Origin of the sequence: Nocardia sp. NPDC049220, assembly GCF_040647855.1 — a bacterium.
Lineage (GTDB): Bacteria > Actinomycetota > Actinomycetes > Mycobacteriales > Mycobacteriaceae > Nocardia.
Genome location: NZ_JBEZDA010000001.1, coordinates 1430944 through 1445916 on the forward strand (window position 1 = coordinate 1430944; position 14973 = coordinate 1445916).

19 protein-coding genes are annotated in these 14973 nt (G+C 65.2%); 11 read left to right on the top strand and 8 right to left on the bottom strand.

Going from position 1 to position 14973, the window contains the following annotated elements; all coding sequences use genetic code 11:
* Positions 1 to 646 precede the first annotated feature (646 nt).
* Positions 647 to 1243, top strand: coding sequence for a hypothetical protein (locus AB0C34_RS06355; protein WP_357067992.1), 597 nt, complete (start codon positions 647 to 649; stop codon positions 1241 to 1243).
* A gap of 251 nt (positions 1244 to 1494) precedes the next feature.
* Here AB0C34_RS06355 and AB0C34_RS06360 read toward each other — a convergent pair whose 3' ends face one another.
* The gene (locus tag AB0C34_RS06360) at positions 1495 to 1920 is read right to left on the bottom strand and encodes an ATP-binding protein (RefSeq protein WP_357067994.1); all 426 of its coding nucleotides are present in this window, start codon (positions 1918 to 1920) and stop codon (positions 1495 to 1497) included.
* Positions 1921 to 2421: 501 nt separating this feature from the next.
* Between AB0C34_RS06360 and AB0C34_RS06365 the strand changes: the two genes are divergently transcribed.
* A complete protein-coding gene (locus AB0C34_RS06365; RefSeq protein ID WP_357067996.1) occupies positions 2422 to 2778 on the top strand; it encodes a MerR family transcriptional regulator in 357 nt (118 codons plus the stop codon).
* 344 nt (positions 2779 to 3122) lie between these two features.
* Positions 3123 to 3389: a hypothetical protein gene (locus tag AB0C34_RS06370; RefSeq protein ID WP_357067998.1), complete on the top strand. Its 267-nt coding sequence runs from the start codon at positions 3123 to 3125 to the stop codon at positions 3387 to 3389.
* A gap of 214 nt (positions 3390 to 3603) precedes the next feature.
* Here AB0C34_RS06370 and AB0C34_RS06375 read toward each other — a convergent pair whose 3' ends face one another.
* Complete coding sequence (locus AB0C34_RS06375; RefSeq protein WP_357068000.1) at positions 3604 to 4029, bottom strand: HSP20 family small heat-shock protein; 426 nt, start codon at positions 4027 to 4029, stop codon at positions 3604 to 3606.
* Positions 4030 to 4192: 163 nt separating this feature from the next.
* Here AB0C34_RS06375 and AB0C34_RS06380 point away from each other — a divergent pair, with 163 nt between their 5' ends.
* Both AB0C34_RS06380 and AB0C34_RS06385 read left to right on the top strand, forming a co-directional pair.
* Positions 4193 to 4534, top strand: a complete 342-nt coding sequence (locus AB0C34_RS06380) for a MerR family transcriptional regulator (RefSeq protein WP_357068540.1) — start codon at positions 4193 to 4195, stop codon at positions 4532 to 4534.
* Between the two features lie 704 nt (positions 4535 to 5238).
* Positions 5239 to 5361, top strand: coding sequence for a zinc-binding dehydrogenase (locus AB0C34_RS06385; RefSeq protein ID WP_357068002.1), 123 nt, complete (start codon positions 5239 to 5241; stop codon positions 5359 to 5361).
* Positions 5362 to 5449: 88 nt separating this feature from the next.
* Here the strand turns inward: AB0C34_RS06385 and AB0C34_RS06390 are convergent, their stop codons facing one another.
* Positions 5450 to 6109, bottom strand: a complete 660-nt coding sequence (locus AB0C34_RS06390) for a cyclodeaminase/cyclohydrolase family protein (protein ID WP_357068004.1) — start codon at positions 6107 to 6109, stop codon at positions 5450 to 5452.
* A gap of 145 nt (positions 6110 to 6254) precedes the next feature.
* Here AB0C34_RS06390 and AB0C34_RS06395 point away from each other — a divergent pair, with 145 nt between their 5' ends.
* Positions 6255 to 7292 (top strand): LLM class F420-dependent oxidoreductase, encoded by a 1038-nt coding sequence (locus AB0C34_RS06395; protein WP_357068006.1) that lies wholly within the window; start codon positions 6255 to 6257, stop codon positions 7290 to 7292.
* 48 nt (positions 7293 to 7340) lie between these two features.
* On the opposite strand, the gene AB0C34_RS06400 is transcribed toward AB0C34_RS06395, so the two are convergent.
* Complete coding sequence (locus AB0C34_RS06400; RefSeq protein ID WP_357068542.1) at positions 7341 to 7679, bottom strand: STAS domain-containing protein; 339 nt, start codon at positions 7677 to 7679, stop codon at positions 7341 to 7343.
* A gap of 905 nt (positions 7680 to 8584) precedes the next feature.
* On the opposite strand from AB0C34_RS06400, the gene AB0C34_RS06405 reads away from it, so the two are divergent.
* Positions 8585 to 9499, top strand: coding sequence for an SDR family NAD(P)-dependent oxidoreductase (locus tag AB0C34_RS06405; RefSeq protein ID WP_357068008.1), 915 nt, complete (start codon positions 8585 to 8587; stop codon positions 9497 to 9499).
* Between the two features lie 146 nt (positions 9500 to 9645).
* Here the strand turns inward: AB0C34_RS06405 and AB0C34_RS06410 are convergent, their stop codons facing one another.
* A complete protein-coding gene (locus AB0C34_RS06410) occupies positions 9646 to 10566 on the bottom strand; it encodes a DUF5996 family protein (protein WP_357068010.1) in 921 nt (306 codons plus the stop codon).
* A 303-nt stretch (positions 10567 to 10869) separates the two neighbouring features.
* Between AB0C34_RS06410 and AB0C34_RS06415 the strand changes: the two genes are divergently transcribed.
* Positions 10870 to 11331, top strand: coding sequence for a PPOX class F420-dependent oxidoreductase (locus tag AB0C34_RS06415; protein ID WP_357068012.1), 462 nt, complete (start codon positions 10870 to 10872; stop codon positions 11329 to 11331).
* 82 nt (positions 11332 to 11413) lie between these two features.
* Entirely contained in the window at positions 11414 to 11740 is a 327-nt protein-coding gene (locus tag AB0C34_RS06420) for a hypothetical protein (protein ID WP_357068014.1), read from the top strand.
* Positions 11741 to 11837: 97 nt separating this feature from the next.
* Here AB0C34_RS06420 and AB0C34_RS06425 read toward each other — a convergent pair whose 3' ends face one another.
* From AB0C34_RS06425 to AB0C34_RS06435, 3 genes are read right to left on the bottom strand one after another with little or no spacing between them, the layout of a single operon-like run.
* Positions 11838 to 12710: a helix-turn-helix transcriptional regulator gene (locus AB0C34_RS06425; RefSeq protein ID WP_357068016.1), complete on the bottom strand. Its 873-nt coding sequence runs from the start codon at positions 12708 to 12710 to the stop codon at positions 11838 to 11840.
* Positions 12707 to 13243, bottom strand: coding sequence for a DUF6879 family protein (locus AB0C34_RS06430; protein WP_357068018.1), 537 nt, complete (start codon positions 13241 to 13243; stop codon positions 12707 to 12709). Before AB0C34_RS06430 ends, AB0C34_RS06425 begins: the two co-directional genes overlap by 4 nt.
* Complete coding sequence (locus tag AB0C34_RS06435) at positions 13221 to 13547, bottom strand: hypothetical protein (RefSeq protein WP_357068020.1); 327 nt, start codon at positions 13545 to 13547, stop codon at positions 13221 to 13223. The genes AB0C34_RS06430 and AB0C34_RS06435 overlap by 23 nt, the downstream gene beginning before the upstream one ends.
* A 350-nt stretch (positions 13548 to 13897) precedes the next feature.
* Here AB0C34_RS06435 and AB0C34_RS06440 point away from each other — a divergent pair, with 350 nt between their 5' ends.
* Complete coding sequence (locus tag AB0C34_RS06440; RefSeq protein WP_357068022.1) at positions 13898 to 14263, top strand: hypothetical protein; 366 nt, start codon at positions 13898 to 13900, stop codon at positions 14261 to 14263.
* Positions 14264 to 14548: 285 nt separating this feature from the next.
* Positions 14549 to 14923: a DUF2267 domain-containing protein gene (locus AB0C34_RS06445; protein WP_357068024.1), complete on the top strand. Its 375-nt coding sequence runs from the start codon at positions 14549 to 14551 to the stop codon at positions 14921 to 14923.
* Positions 14924 to 14973 lie beyond the last annotated feature (50 nt).

Here is a 14973-nt window from a genome sequence, read left to right on the forward strand (position 1 = left end):
TCCCATGTTTTCGCCCGCACCCGCCGAGTTCATTCACGACTCCTGCGGTGTCAGTAGCCCGGCCCGCGGGCGGTAACGGTTCAGCCGGCCATAACCGACGGACAGCTCTACCGGGCTTGCTTCTTGCGCACCCGAGCGGATGAGCTGGTGTGGTTGGTGGTTCAGTGGCGCGGCTGCTGGGCATCTCGTGTGCCACGCTCGAAAAACGCGCCCTGAGATCCGTCTCGCAGTCAGCAGTTGGACGGGAAGCACGACTACGGCGGGGCAGTCGGCGGGCCCGGGTGCGAGCGTGCGACGGCACCACGGCGGTGTCAGCCGGTCTGTCGGTAGATCCCAGTGGGTGGGGTCAGCATGGAGCGCTCGGGCCTCGAGGTGCGCGTCGGTCGGTGAATCGGACGGACGCCGCACGTAACTCCCGCCTACCCGTTCCCCGCGAGAATGCCGCCGCACGGCTTCATACCCATGACCATCACAGGTCTAGGACTCCAGGGCCGGCGCGACCTCTCCATTCAGATTCCCAGGATGGGAAGGGCAGCCGACGACGTCGGTTTCGTCGGCAACGGATCCACCTTGCCTCGCGTGGGCGAAGAACTCACCTTCGACGGGGACGTGGCGGCGGTGATGGTCAAGATGACGAAGGTAGACCATGTGTTCTACTCGACAACGAACCATCCCGCGCGTCGACTATTGGCGATCGGTACTGCGAGTCTGGCTCGATACCCGCACAGCGCTCTGGCGGGAGTTCGGGGTACCAGGCACCAAGGAACTCCACGCCACCGAGTACGTGAACGGCCGTGGCCGGATCCCGAAGAGCATCCAGGCGCGGCATATTCACGATAGCCATGAGTACTGGAAGGACTTCGGTCGGGAGGTGGCGGGCGATTGCCTGGAGATGCTTCGATGCACCGAGGGGCTGCTCGTCGGGTCGGTGTACCGCAGCGGAAAGCCGAAGGAGTCAGCGTCAACCAAAAGCGACCTCTACGCCGATCTCGTTGCGCGCTTCGAGGTTCAACTGGCAGACCGCGACTCGTTGGGCCTGATCTTCATGGACGGTGACGGCAGCGACAGTTCGTGCCGAACGACTCGTCGCGGTCTCGCGTTGGCGAAGCGGCGTGCGATCGACGACGCTGTCCACATCGATTCGTCCGGCTCACAACTGCTACCGATGGCTGATCTCGTTGCGGGGTCAGCCTCTTCGGCGCTCGATCAGCATCCGAAGAACGAGTTCGCCGTCCAGTGGTAGAGCGACTACCTGGCCGAACGTGATCCTCAGGAGCGGGTCGTCATGGGTCCGAGTAGCCGTCAGCCGAGGTGACTCGGGAAAGATCTGCCGTACACAGCCATCGGATTGCATTTGAAGCGGGGGGCGGGGAGCGTTGCGGGCGCCCGCCCGAGACGATCCTTCGGTCTTTTCAACCCTGAGCGCCGAATTTCTCGAAGATGTTCCTCACTCAGGCCCCTATCGGAACCCCGAGTCGCTGATCCGGCCACCGGTCACGCCGGATGCCGGGACCGGTCGAGGGCAACCTCAGCCCACACAGTCTTGTGCCCGTGGTGGCGGGTGCATGCCCAGGCCGTGGCGAGCCGGTCGATCAGGATCATGCCGCGCCCGCCGGTGTGATCAGGGATGCGGAGGTGGGGGTCGTCGGGGCCGGTGTCGTCGACTTCGATGCGTAGCCGCGCTCGGTGTGCACGCAGTGATATCCGGCATCGGCACGGAGCCAGTCCGTGGCGGCGGGCGTTGCTGACCAGCTCGTCGAACACCTGGATCGCATCTGCGACCACCACCCCCGGCAGTGGTGTCAACAACTCGCGCACCAACGCCCGCGCCCGCGCAGGCGCGATCAGGTCGAGATCGAGATCCATGGCAACGCTGCGGTCTCCGTCAGAGTGCAGATCATCCAACATCGGTGTCGTCATGACCATCACACCTCCTGCGTCGCTGCTCGAGTGCACCAGATCTACCCCGGTCGGAACGATCTGAAACTGTCTACCCCACAGGAAATAACCACGACACCGGCAGACGAAAATCTGTTGTGTCGGATGTAGACATCTTGCGAGGGCTGGTATATAGTCACTGTCGTTGAATTGATAAGTCCAGTGGCCGGGTAGGTGAACTGCCCGGAACATGAGGTTCCACCGTCCCCTTCCGGCGGAGAAGAACATCCGGTGCAGTCGGCCGGACTGCTGGAAGGGGGCGAAGACGCAAGACTGAGAAGTAACGCGGATAGGACCGACAATCCAGGAGGTGGTGCTCACTGAGTAGTCATTTACCAGTTCCGCGTCCCGGGAAGTGTCGGGCGCGGTGTAGGGCATCGGCTCACGCGGCCGGTGAACAGAGTTGATATCAATCCCCTTCGTAGATCCCAGGCCCCGGCGCGCATGCGCCGGGGCCTGGCGGCGTTGAATCCGAGAGGTGCTGTGCAGCAAGCGAACCTGAACCCCGCCGACGGTCCCAGTGCCGCCGACAAACTCGATGACGACGACTACCCCGCCTACAGCATGGGCCGGGCCGCGGAGATACTTGGTGTCACCCAATCGTTTCTGCGTGGCCTCGACGCCGCCGAACTTTTGACCCCGCAACGTTCAGCGGGTGGGCATCGCCGCTACTCGCGTTACCAGTTGCGTATCGCCGGGCGCGTGCGTGAGCTCGTCGATGCCGGTAACGCCCTCGAGGCGGCTTGCCGCATCGTCATCCTGGAAGACCAGCTCGCCGAGGCGCAACGCCTCAACACCGACCTGCAGCGCACCCTCGACCAGCGCGCCGAACCTGGCTGAAACGGAGGGATGAACATGACCGAAACACGCACCGGGCCACCCCCACGGGACTTTGGCGACAGATCGCGGGTCGGGTGACGATGTGTCCGCCTGGGGCATGGACGGGATCGCTGCCGTCGATACCTTGACAAGGTTGTCGGCGTAGTAGCTGGTCCCCTGTTCGAGCAGCGCACTCGGGTCCGGCAGCAACTCAGAGGCTGCGACTGGTAACGACCCGTATTCAACCGGTCTGTATTCCCCTGATCGCCGCTCGTGATCGCGTCCGGTTTCCGAGACGGGGTCCGCTGGCGAAACCCCGTGGCCACAAATGCCGCCCGGCGGCCATGATGGCGGGCATCAGCCTGATGAAGTACTGGCCCTTGGCCGGATTGCGGGTGCGGACACCGCGTCTGGAACTGTGTCTGCCCAGTGCGGAGGACCTGGGCAGGCTTGCTGGGTTGGCCGCGGTGGGAGTGCATGATCCGGCGGTGCAGCCGTTCACTGCGGAGTGGACCGATGCGGAACCAGACGAACGTGCGCAGCGGGTGTTGCGGTGGCACTGGAGATGCTGGGCCGACTGGCAAGTCGATGCGTGGGCGCTCGATCTCGTCGTGCTTCGAGAGGGGAGTTGATTGGCACCCAAACGATCAGTGCGAAGGACTTTGCGGTTTGCTGCTGGTATCTGCCTAGCACGCTACTTGCCCGATTCTTGACAGATACGCACCCACGTCCGACAACGTGCGGCATACCAGAGACCGTCCTGCGCATCGCCGGACTGGCGGTTACCAGGCACATAAACCACGAAGGGCCCCGCTACGGCGAGGCCCTTCGTGTTGTCTCCGGGATTCAGGCGTTGATGGCTTGTCGGTCGGCGGATTCGGTGCGGGTGACCTCGATCTTGCGCGGCTTGGCCTTCTCCGCGACCGGCACGACCAAACGCAGCACGCCGTCGCGGTAGTCAGCGCGGATGGCGTCGGTGTCGAGGTTCTCTCCCAGGAACAGCTGGCGGGAGAACACGCCGCGGGTACGTTCGGCGGCGATCATCGACCGACTCTGATCCAGTTGCGGGCGTGCGGCTTTCACGGTCACGACATTGCGTTCGACGTCGAGGTCCAGAGAGTCCGGGTCGATGCCGGGCAGATCGAATTCGACGAAGAACTCATCCCCTTCGCGCCACGCGTCCATCGGCATGACGGCCGGTCGCGCGGGTGTGCCGAAAACCTGTTGCGTCAGGCGATCCAGGTCACGGAAGGGATCGGTACGCATCAGCATGGTCGCCACCTCCAACTCACTCCATTCTCGATCGAAGGAAATTCAGATAACCTCTGTCATCTGACAGAGATAATATTTAGCACTCAACCCACGTGAGTGCAAGTAGTTCCAAGAGGTAATCTTCAGGCAGGTGACCATGAGCGAGAAACGGGAGACAGGGCAGATGCCAGGACACGAACAGGGCCATCTGCCGCTGGCCGGGCACGCGGTGTATGCGATCTCGGTGGCCGCAGAGCTTGCCGGCGTCGGTGTGCAAACCCTGCGCCTCTACGAGCAGCACGGACTGATCAGCCCGATCCGCAGCAGCGGAGGTACCCGCCGCTACAGCGGCGACGATCTCGCGCGCCTGGCCCGCATCACCGCCCTGGCCGGGCAAGGGGTCAATCTGACTGGGATCGCGCGCATCCTCGACCTCGAAGACACCAATGCCGCGTTACGGGCGAGCAACGACGCCCTCGCCGCCGAACAGGGCCGCGGCCCACATCCAGGAAATCCCCACCCCTAGCGGGCCGCCCGAACCCCGCGCACTGCTACTCCCGCCCAGACTTCTGGCAGCCGCCCGATGTGAACTCGCCTCCGGCCGATGGGCGTGTCCGCCGATGTCACGATGCGCGGGACTGCGAGCATGGGCATGTGTCCGTGGCGAACGAGGAAAGATCGCACGCCGGCGCGCCAGGCGTTTCCGACCCGTCGCGGAGGGCGTGCTGCGCGGCGGGAGGCGGTCCGGTCAAGACCCGCCGGTCGGTGGTGGCGGCGATGCGGCGGGCCTGCCGTAGCCAGAAACGGTGGTCTCGGGCCAGGTGATGTGCGCGGCGATGCGGCCACCGTCACGTTCGCACTCCGCTGCCAGCGCGGTCATCGTGGCTCGAGTGCCCGGATCCCAAAGTCAGTGTCCGCGCACGGCGGACGAGCCCTATGAGCGATATGGCGGTAGCGGCTGTGATCGCAACGGCACGCGCGGTCCGACTATCTGCGTGAGCTGGGCGCTGCCGAGCTGAGCGATTACACCACAGTCGATTTCGGCACTGTACTCCGCGACGTGGGCATCGTGCTCGATCTGATCGGCGGCGCATACGGTTCCCGTACGGCAGCGCCGCTACGTCCCTAGGGCAGACTGATCGACACTCAGGGTTCGGACGCCGAGGCGGATCCGCGCTACGAGCGCTTCTATGTCGAACCGTTCGGGGTGTCGCTGCGGGAATCACCACCATGGTCGAGCATGGGGATTTACGCGTCACGATCGACCAGGTGTTGCCCCTGGCCGCGATCGCGACGGCGCACCAGCTCGAAGAATCCGGCCGGGTGCGCGGCAAGGTCACGCTCATCCCGTGAAAATCTGAAAATCCGCCCGTCCGAACCCGACGGGAGGCAACAGTCTCAGGCGTTATCCGGGCGTCGGTGCGGGTTCCGGATGCCTGCGCTACTTACGCACCGCGTGCACGACATCGGCATGCAGTGCGTCCGCGCGTGCGGTGAGTTCGTCGACGCGTACCAGGACGGCGGCGAAGCCGTCGCTCTCGCCCGGGGGAAGCGACGCCACATTGATCTCGATGTTGAGCTGCGAACTGGCCGCGGCGGCCCGGCAGGCATCCGCGGCAGCGCCTATATCGGTTACCACATTCGGGTTCCCGATCGGAAACAACTCCGTGGCCAGCGACAGCACCTCGTCGGCTTCGTCGACAACCGCGGCGGGCACACGCGCGGCTTCGACCAGCGCGGCGTTGATCGCGGCGGTGCGGGCGGCAAGACGCTCCGGGGTGTCCTTCGGCAGCTGATAGGCGGCGCCGACGGCGGTAAATGCGGCAGCGTCGGCATCCGCCAACGCGAGCGCGCGCCCACGCGCGGCGTCGGCGGCGGCGATGATCCGGTCGACTACCGGGCGATTATCGGCGTCCTTCGCGCGGGTCGTGTAGCGCGCGACCATCGCCACCAGTGCGGCCGCCTGCGCGGCGTGCAGCGCCGCCACCGCGCCGCCGCCGGGGGCGGGGAGCTTGGCGGCCAGGTCGGTCAGGTACTGCGCGAGGGTGGCCTCGCCGAAGGACGACGCAGTTTCCGTGGACGACGTGCTGGTCTGCGACACGAGGATGTTGCCTTTCGTTCTACGGCGAGGAGGATTCGGGATAAACGCTACTCGGTTGTGCCGATGGTTCCGGTGGCGACCAGTCCACCCGCGTTCCCGTGTGGCCGGTGGCGGCCCACGCGGCACCGTCGTTATGTTGAGTGCTATGAGGATCGGATTGGGCATCAATTACTCGGGCGGTTTCCAGGAGGCCGCGGCCGAAGTCGCGGACCTCGAGCGGGCCGGTCTGGACATCGTGTTCGTGCCCGAGGCGTACTCGTTCGACGCGGTGAGCGCGCTCGGCTACCTCGCGGCCAAGACCACGCGCGTCCAGCTGGCCTCGGGCATCTTGCAGATCTACACCCGGACTCCGAGTCTGACCGCGATGACCGCGGCAGGCTTGGACTTCGTCTCCGAGGGGCGGTTTGTGCTCGGTCTCGGCGCGTCGGGCCCGCAGGTGATCGAAGGCTTTCACGGCGTGCCCTACGACGCGCCGATCGGTCGCACCAGGGAATTGGTCGAGATCTGCCGAAAGGTGTGGCGGCGCGAGCGCCTGGAATACCAGGGCAAGCACTACCAGATTCCGCTACCCGCAGGGCAGGGCACCGGACTCGGCAAGCCGCTGAAGCTGATCAATCACCCGGTGCGGGAACGCATTCCGGTGTTGCTGGCCGCGCTCGGTCCGAAGAATGTGGCGCTGGCCGCGGAAATCGCCGAGGGCTGGCAGCCGATCTTTTTTCTGCCGGAGCGGGCCGAGCAGGTCTGGGGCGACGCGCTCGCGGCGGGCTTCGCCCAACGTGATCCCACGCTCGGCGAACTGGACGTGTACGCCGGCCCGGCGCTGGCCATCGGCGAGGACGTCGAACCGCTGTTGCAGTTCGTGAAGCCGCATCTCGCGCTGTATATCGGCGGAATGGGTGCCAAAGGCAAGAACTTCTACCACACCTTGGCGACGAAGTACGGCTACGGCGCGGAGGCCGACCGGATCCAGGAGCTGTATCTCGCCGGCCAAAAGGAGGAGGCTGCCAAGGTCGTGCCGGACGACCTGGTGCGCGACATCTCCCTGGTCGGGTCCGCGGGCTACGTCAAAGAACGGGTCGCGGCCTTCAAGGAGGCGGGTGTCACCGTTTTGAACGTTGTCCCTATGGCGGCGACACCCGCCGAGCGGATCAGGCTGATCGAACGGTTGCGTGAGCTGGTGTGAGCCGGCCGCTGCCGTTGTCGAGGGATCCGACAGCGGCAGCGGCGCCGGTCAGCTCGACCGGAACGCCGCGAGGGCGGCGTCCAGGGTGGAATGTAACGCGAACACCTGATCCAGGCTGGTCATCTTCAGCTGGCGGCTGGTCGCGGGGCCGTCGGCGACGACCGCGATCGAGGTCGCGGTACCTGCGCGCTGGTGGGCCGCGACCAGCGTCGCCATGCCCGCCGAGGCGAGGAAACTGACCGCGGTGAGGTCGATGATCAGGGCCGCGGGCTTACCGCTGAGGATGGCCTCGATCGCGTTCTCCAGCGCCGGTGCAGTCGCCAGATCGACCTCGCCGGCCACCGTCAGCACTGTCGCGGCATCGTGCGCCGCGACTGTGGTGGTCATCGTGTCCGCGAGGGGATACGCGTCTCCGGAAGTGTTGGTCACATCATCACAACACACAAATCGCAGCGGATTTGCAACATTTGAGTGTTCATAGAGCTAACGATACCTCGTTCGTTGCCCGGTCTTCCCTGGTAGCCGCGGCATCAGCGGCCGATGGTGGCCATCTGCGAGCGGATGCGCCGTCTCCACCGCGTTGCCCGGCGTGCTCGACCAAGCGCGTCATGATCGTCGACGAGATCGGATGCCAGCGCACGACCCCGCCCTTTTCAGCGAGCCGCACCGGAAATGCTTGACCGCGTGACCGGCACGCCGAGCCGCAGCACAGCCCCGCGGCGGTAGTCGGTCTCGACGCAGCCGCACGAGGCGGGATCGGTGGGTGCCGTCGAAGTCGATCAATCACCCTGTGCTGTAGCAGATTTCGAGTAGTTTGGTGACCGCGTTGAGTAAGGAGTGATCCGCGCAGCCGCTGTGATCGGCACACCGTCCCGACGTCGTCGTGGTCGGTCCACCCTGGTTGCGTACGGACCGCAGATTACCCGTACGCCGTAACGCTCGAGGCCGATATCGATACGCTTACGGGGCATTGCGGACGGCCGCCGGGCATCCCGGACGGCACGACACGATGGGGTTCAGGATAAGGCTGAGCGTCGTCATTTGGTCTTCGATCCCTCGGTGAGTAGGCGCTTCGCCAATTCTTCACGCGCGAGGTCATGCCTGGCGACCTATCGGGCGCTGAACTGGAGACCTACTTGCGCAATGCCGTGACGACCTACTGACACGAGTCAGGGACGACCACGATGGGACGCGACGCCACGTCGGTGGTCGACAAACACCTACTAGGCTGCTCGCGCAGATCGCCCAAGGTCCTTGCCCAGTCATTGCCGCAAGGAAGAATTGGAGTAAATATGGAGCAGCGGTGGGCGGGTAGTCACATGCCTGAACAACACGGCCGTCTTGCCGTCATCACCGGCGCCAACAGTGGTCTCGGCTTCGAGATTGCCCGGGCGCTCGCCAGCCAGGGTGCGTCCATAGTGTTGGCAGTGCGGGATGTGCACAAGGGCGGACTCGCCGCCCGCCGTGTCGCCGAGGCGGTTGCGGGCGCGGAAATCTCGGTTCAGCGCCTCGATCTCGCCTCGCTGGCTTCAGTACGCGACGCGGCGGAAGAACTTCGGTCCACGCACCCCACCGTCGATCTGCTGATCAATAACGCCGGCGTGATGCACACCCCGAAACAGCGAACTCGGGATGGGTTCGAGCTGCAGTTCGGCACCAACCACCTCGGCCATTTCGCGCTGACCGGGCTGCTGCTCGACAAGATGCTCCCGGTACCGGGCTCTCGAGTGGTCACGGTGAGCAGCATTGGCCATCGTTTCCTGTCCCGAATCGACTTCGATGACCTTCATGCGGAACAGTCGTACAGCCGAGTGGCCGCCTATAGCCGATCCAAACTCGCGAACCTGATGTTCACCTATGAACTGCAACGCAGGCTGTCCGGCCAGGGAACTACGATTTCGGTCGCTGCGCACCCGGGCGCCGCAAACACCGATCTGATGCGAAACCTGCCGAGCCCTTTGCGTGCACTCGTGCCTGTCGTAGCACCGCTGTTTACGCAGAGCCCCGCGATGGGTGCGCTGCCGACTCTGCGCGCGGCCACCGATCCTCGAGTGCTCGGCGGTCAGTACTATGGCCCGGATAGATTGTTCGAGAGCAGAGGTCGCCCGAGGCTGGTCGAATCCAGCGCGCAATCCCATGACACAACCATCCAGCGACGTCTGTGGGCGGTATCGGAGCAACTGACCGGAGTCGTATTTCCCGTCTGACACAGCCACTGCCGCAACGAGCCGAGCTCGCGCCGGTCTTCGGACGCTGACAGTGGAGATTCCGCCGAACCTGCAAATCACTGTTATCCATACACTTGCCGAACGGTCGCGATCGTGGAGTCGATCCCAGCAGACCGACAAAAGGATCAATGCACCGGTGGCGGATGTCCTTCAGCGCTCTCGGCCAGCATGCTGTCCCACTTGCCGATCCGGCAGGAGCCCTGGAACGCCGAGCGCGCGAACTCCAGCGCCAACGCGTGCGGATCGGCACTGGATCGGATGTCGTCCCAGTCGAGGATGAACTCGCCCAAGGTGGTGTCCCAATGCGCGGCGGGAGGCGAGAGGGGGAGTGCGTCGAAGCCGTCGGGCGCTGGGTAGGCGTAGGCGTAGAACGATGCTTTGCCATAGTTTTCGTCGCCGGGCCACCAACCGACAGCGACCTCTTGGGCGTCCATGGCGTTGCGCATGATGAAGTCCGTCGAGGGCGGCGCGGCAGCCTCCCCGGAGAACAGGCTGACCGCGAGATCGAACGAACCCCACCATGCGTTGACCGGGGTGGAACGACCACGGAACGGCGCACGGTATTCGGCCAACACCTGCGCGGCTTGGGTGGCCGCCGCGAAATAGTCGGCAACCTGCTCCGGGTCGTAAGTGGCGTGTTCATCGTCCTCATCGAGCGGTACGGTCCACGACACTTCCTGAGGTGTGGGATTGATCGTCACCGGGCCGCCGAGCGCGCACACCGCGGCCAGCACATCCCGTGTCACCGCGCCGACAGATCGGTTCGGAGTCAACGCGATTCGGCGGGTCTCGCCGGTACTGTGTTCCACCACGGCTTCGTGTGTCCGCAAATCGAGGCGCACCGTCAATGACCCCGATCCGTCCGGTGCGGGTAGCGCGGCGGTCTCCCAGCCGCGCGCTGTCAGATGTAGCGCCGCGTGTTGTAACTGCGGCTCGGCCGGAGCCAGTTCGGTCGCCAGCTTGCCTAGCACCTGAGTGTGTGCGTGCATCGTGTCACAGGTCCGGTGCCACTGCTCGTACGACAACCGCGGCCACAAGGAGCGCATGTCTCCATGCTAACGCTGCGCAACCCTCCGGCTGCCACATCGTCGACCAGAACGGCAGGATCGACACCGTTCGCATCGCTCCGGTCCGTGGTCTAGCCTGCTGTCAGGGTCCGGACGTCGTGGCCGTAGCGCGGAGCACAGGAGTCGGCACACGGCCGCCGATCGGAAACGTGCCTGATCAGTTCCGAATCGCCGACGGTGTGCACTCACCTACTTCGGAACCGGACCGGTTCCCGTCCGTGTCGACCCGGGCCCGACCGCACCTGAGGACTCTGGACAGACCGATACAGATAGGAATGGACCATGCCGACGACCGCCACCACACGCCGTGTGGAACTGCCCGAACTCCTGGAATTTCTGCGTCCGCGCCACCACGGTCTGTTGTCCACGATCCGGACTTCCGGTGATCCGCAGCTTTCTCCGGTGACCTGTGGTGTAGACTCCGGCGGCCGGATAGTGGTCTCTACCTACCCGGACCGCGCGAAGACGCGCAACATTCGCCGCCGTGATCGGGTGTCGATCTGTGTGCTGTCCGACGACTGGAATGGTCCCTATGTGCAGGTCGATGGACATGCCGAGGTTATCGATATGCCTGCGGCACTGGAAGGATTGGTCGACTACTACCGATGCATCTCCGGTGAGCACCCGGATTGGTCCGAATATCGGGACGCGATGAAGCGCCAAGACAAGTCTTTGATCCGCATACACATCGACCGCTGGGGTCCCGTCGCCACCGGCGGGTTTCCCGCGCGTTTGGCGGACTGAGTCCGCGGCACTCCGTTGGCTACCACGTGTCGGTCCGCGTGGCACCCCCGCCGATCACGGGGCGGAGCTCTACCCTGACGGCATGACTTCGCGTTTGGATCTTGCGCTGCCTCATCCAGGCGAAACGCTGTCGTTGGGGGAACTCAGGCTCTTCGTGAAGCAGGCGTTCACCGGGGGCGCGAGCACTGAAACCCCGGTCGCCGTCGTTCCAGTGGAGAACGCAGACGCGATCGCCCACGTGCTGCGCGTCGAATTCGGCGCTCCACCGGGTCCAGGGCGGGTCAAGCGCGAAGACCTCGACGAACTGCTGAGTTTGTTGAGCGAGATCGAGCGCAATCACGGCGATGCCCGCACTCAACTCCGTGCGGTCCACGACATCCGGCAACGACTCACCGGCCGGGAAAGCTAGCGATTCCGACCACCGCGCGGACTCAGGGCGGGTCGGTCCGTATCTCGACCAGCATGCTGCCGTGCATGTTTTCGCGTACGAAGTGGTCACAGTGCCCTCAATTGCACGTTGTGTCGCTATAACTCGCCGGTCCTGAACTGTGGTGTTGAGCGGCGGTGATGAGCGCGCGAGCATGCTCGCCGAAGACAGCTTGTTCGTAGAGTCCCGCCCAGGCTTTCTCGTAGAGAGCGAGTTCCGACGGGGTGGTGATGGTGAGTTCGGCGCTGAGGGTCTCGACGAGGGCGGTGCGGCGATCGAGCAGATCGAACGAGGTGGTGGTGTAGACGAATCCGGCGCCGAGGGGGACTACACCGAGCAGCAGGCGTGGATTACCGAACCCGATATCCAGCAGGTGCTGGAGTTGGCCGGCCACGACGGCTCGGCCGCCGACGCGGGTGTGCAGGGCAGCCTGGTCGATCAGCTGCACGAGGCGGTGGTCGCCACGGTGCAGAATGCGCTGGCGGTGCAGGCGCGCGGTGACGGCATCGTCGAGGTCGTCGCGGGTGCCGAGAAAACGAATGCATTGGGTCAGGACGGCGCGGGCGTAGGGCTCGGTTTGAAGCAGGCCGGGGATCAGGATCGTGCTGTAGGTGCGCAGCGATCGGGCGCGGCTTTCGAGTTCGATGCCGCGACGTTGCCTGCGGGCGTGCCCGCCCGCGGTGACCCGCCGCCATTCCTGCCATTGGGCTTCGACGTTCTGCAGGGCCGCCAGAAGGTCGGGCAGCGCAAGTTCGGCGTCGCACAACCGGCACCACATGGCGAGGTCGTCACGGCTCGGGCGTTGCTTGCCGAGTTCCACCCGGCTGGTTTTCGACCAGTGCCAGCCTGCGGCGGCGGAGAATTCACGGCCGTCCAGGCCCGCGGTGCGGCGCAATTCACGCAGTCGGGCGCCAAGGGCTAGGCGCGCACGGTCGACTCCGTTCGCGGTCATGGGGACCTGCCGAAGAGATAGTCCTGATATGGGATCGCAGCCGACCATACGCGGTCGCGGACCTCGGCCGCTGCGCGGAGTTGGCGCGGGTCGACGGTGGCGGCCGCGCCAGTCCAGCGGCCGCGGTCGTCGAAGAGGCTGTAGGCGAGGGTGTGCTCGTCGAGCAGCCAGAAGTCCTCGGCGACAGCGTCTTCCGGGTCGGCTTGGTTGCGGGGCAGGTAGCGGACCTCTTCACCGGCGGCGATGTTGTGGCGGGTGAGGGCGAGCAAATAGCGGGTGTAGGTGCTGTGCGGGATAGTCACGATCCGTGCCCGGGTGACCGCGACTCCGCGTTCGGTCATGCGCTGGACCTGCCTCGTCCACGGGCCGAACCAGTCCCCGCCTGGGTCACGGGCTTCGTCGACGCGCCACGCAGTCAGGGAGTCGGTTTCGGTGTCGGCACGGTAGTTGTCGGCCGTCTCCAAGTGGAAGGCGGTGTGCTCGGCTAGATCGAGTAGCTCGTCGAATCGCTCACCGGGCGGGATCTGGATCATCCGGTGTCACCTCCCGCGCGATCGGCACCTCCACGGCGGCCTCGTGTCCGGGAATCTTCATCACCGCTAGGGCTTCGGTGTCGACGACCGGGATCCCGGTCAGCAGGAACGTTCCGCGGCCGGTATCGACGAGCCCGGCCACGGCCGTGCCGGGCTCGGTATGGGCGAGCAGGCGGTGCGGGATCTCGACCTGCTCCGGGTGTTCGGTCTTCCAGCCTTGGACGGCGAAGGTGTCGCGGTCGGTGGCGTACAGCCGCGGCGAGCCTTGACCGCCGGACGGACCGCCGAGAAATCGAACCTGCATGATAAATGCTCCTAGTAGCGCGTGGTGTGCATGGATACGGCCTCATGGTGACTTCGACCGGCGCCGATGTCATCAGTTCGCGCACTTTCACGCACTCGACTGGTCCCTCGCGGGCTATGCCTCGTACGGTCCTCCAGGCAGCTCCGGCCGGTTGCCGCCAGGCACGGCGTCCGTCCACGGCGGCGCACGCGTGCATATCTGGTGACAGCCCGGCATGGGTCGCCGCCCGTCGACGGAAGGAGCGTAATGGCCATGCTGGACCTACTGCTCGTGTTCGCTCTCGGCGTCTTACTCGGGGGCGTTGTCGGCTGGTGCGCCGCTCGCACCGGTGCATCCGGTCGGCGCGCGCCGTGAACCGCAGAGTCGCGGTCGGCTACATGCTCGCCCACGCCGAACCCATCCGGCAGCGTCACGCCGAGCAGCGCATTCGCTCCCTGGCCCGCAAACACGACGTGCACTTGGTGCGCACCATCGTGATCGGGCCACGGATGGACCGCCCACTCGGGCGACTGCTGGATGCCATCGACACCCTGCGTGCCGCCGCGGCCGCGAAAGGTCGGCCGCAGCCCAGCGTGCTGGTCATCACCCCAGACCTCGACCACGTCGACAAACGCCCGGCCGTGATCTGCGCGGTAGCCGACCTGCTCACCGTCCGCCCCGAACAGCTCTGGACGCGCGGGCAGACGACGGAGGCGGCCGTATCGGTCGACCTGTAGTCCGCCTATGGCTGACCTGCTGAGGCGGTAGACGCTGTACGGCCGGTCCAACTCGGCCTGCCCAGCGCGGAATTTTTGGAGATTGCGGATGCCGTCCGGCTCATCGAAGCCGACGGTTACCCGAAGATCGAGGAAGAGGCGAGCGACGTTGTTGCGATGGACACCTTGAACCTGGCGCTCGATCGGTCTCGGTTGATGTTCAGTTCCGCTGAGCCTGGGTAGTGCCTCACGTGAAGGCCGAAAATCGGCATTATCGATGTTGTCGGCATCGAGGAGGTTGATCCGTTGGAAGCCGAGGAGATTTTCCGAACCGTGGCGAACCGTGCCAACCTCTCGCGGGAGGAGGCCGCGGATTTGACCCGGGCTGTGCTGCTCACCGTCGCCGACCGGCTCAGTCGTGGCGAGATCCGCGAATTGCGGCTGCGGTTGCCCGCTCCGCTGGACGAGTCGCTGTCCCCATCTCGACGCACAGTGGACAAATTCGGGCTCGATGAGTTCTTGCGCCGAATCAGTGGGCGGACCGGCCTCAACGCCGCTGAGACCTCCCGCGGTGTGTCCGCGGTTCTCACCGTGCTGCGGGACGCGAATATCGGCAACACCTTCGATCACGCCATGTCCCAACTTCCCAGCGAGTTCCGTCAACTGGTCTGGCAAGAGTAGCGTCGCGTAACAATGACTGGCCACCTTGCTGATGCATTGCCGCCGGTTGG

Bases quoted from the DNA above. Each gene is read 5' to 3' on its own strand.
- AB0C34_RS06355 (WP_357067992.1), top strand. From the start codon at position 647: ATGTGTTCTACTCGACAACGAACCATCCCGCGCGTCGACTATTGGCGA.
- AB0C34_RS06360 (WP_357067994.1), bottom strand. From the start codon at position 1,920: ATGACGACACCGATGTTGGATGATCTGCACTCTGACGGAGACCGCAGC.
- AB0C34_RS06370 (WP_357067998.1), top strand. From the start codon at position 3,123: ATGAAGTACTGGCCCTTGGCCGGATTGCGGGTGCGGACACCGCGTCTG.
- AB0C34_RS06375 (WP_357068000.1), bottom strand. From the start codon at position 4,029: ATGCTGATGCGTACCGATCCCTTCCGTGACCTGGATCGCCTGACGCAA.
- AB0C34_RS06380 (WP_357068540.1), top strand. From the start codon at position 4,193: ATGCCAGGACACGAACAGGGCCATCTGCCGCTGGCCGGGCACGCGGTG.
- AB0C34_RS06385 (WP_357068002.1), top strand. From the start codon at position 5,239: ATGGTCGAGCATGGGGATTTACGCGTCACGATCGACCAGGTGTTGCCC.
- AB0C34_RS06395 (WP_357068006.1), top strand. From the start codon at position 6,255: ATGAGGATCGGATTGGGCATCAATTACTCGGGCGGTTTCCAGGAGGCC.
- AB0C34_RS06400 (WP_357068542.1), bottom strand. From the start codon at position 7,679: ATGACCACCACAGTCGCGGCGCACGATGCCGCGACAGTGCTGACGGTG.
- AB0C34_RS06405 (WP_357068008.1), top strand. From the start codon at position 8,585: ATGGAGCAGCGGTGGGCGGGTAGTCACATGCCTGAACAACACGGCCGT.
- AB0C34_RS06410 (WP_357068010.1), bottom strand. From the start codon at position 10,566: ATGCGCTCCTTGTGGCCGCGGTTGTCGTACGAGCAGTGGCACCGGACC.
- AB0C34_RS06415 (WP_357068012.1), top strand. From the start codon at position 10,870: ATGCCGACGACCGCCACCACACGCCGTGTGGAACTGCCCGAACTCCTG.
- AB0C34_RS06420 (WP_357068014.1), top strand. From the start codon at position 11,414: ATGACTTCGCGTTTGGATCTTGCGCTGCCTCATCCAGGCGAAACGCTG.
- AB0C34_RS06425 (WP_357068016.1), bottom strand. From the start codon at position 12,710: ATGACCGCGAACGGAGTCGACCGTGCGCGCCTAGCCCTTGGCGCCCGA.
- AB0C34_RS06430 (WP_357068018.1), bottom strand. From the start codon at position 13,243: ATGATCCAGATCCCGCCCGGTGAGCGATTCGACGAGCTACTCGATCTA.
- AB0C34_RS06435 (WP_357068020.1), bottom strand. From the start codon at position 13,547: ATGCAGGTTCGATTTCTCGGCGGTCCGTCCGGCGGTCAAGGCTCGCCG.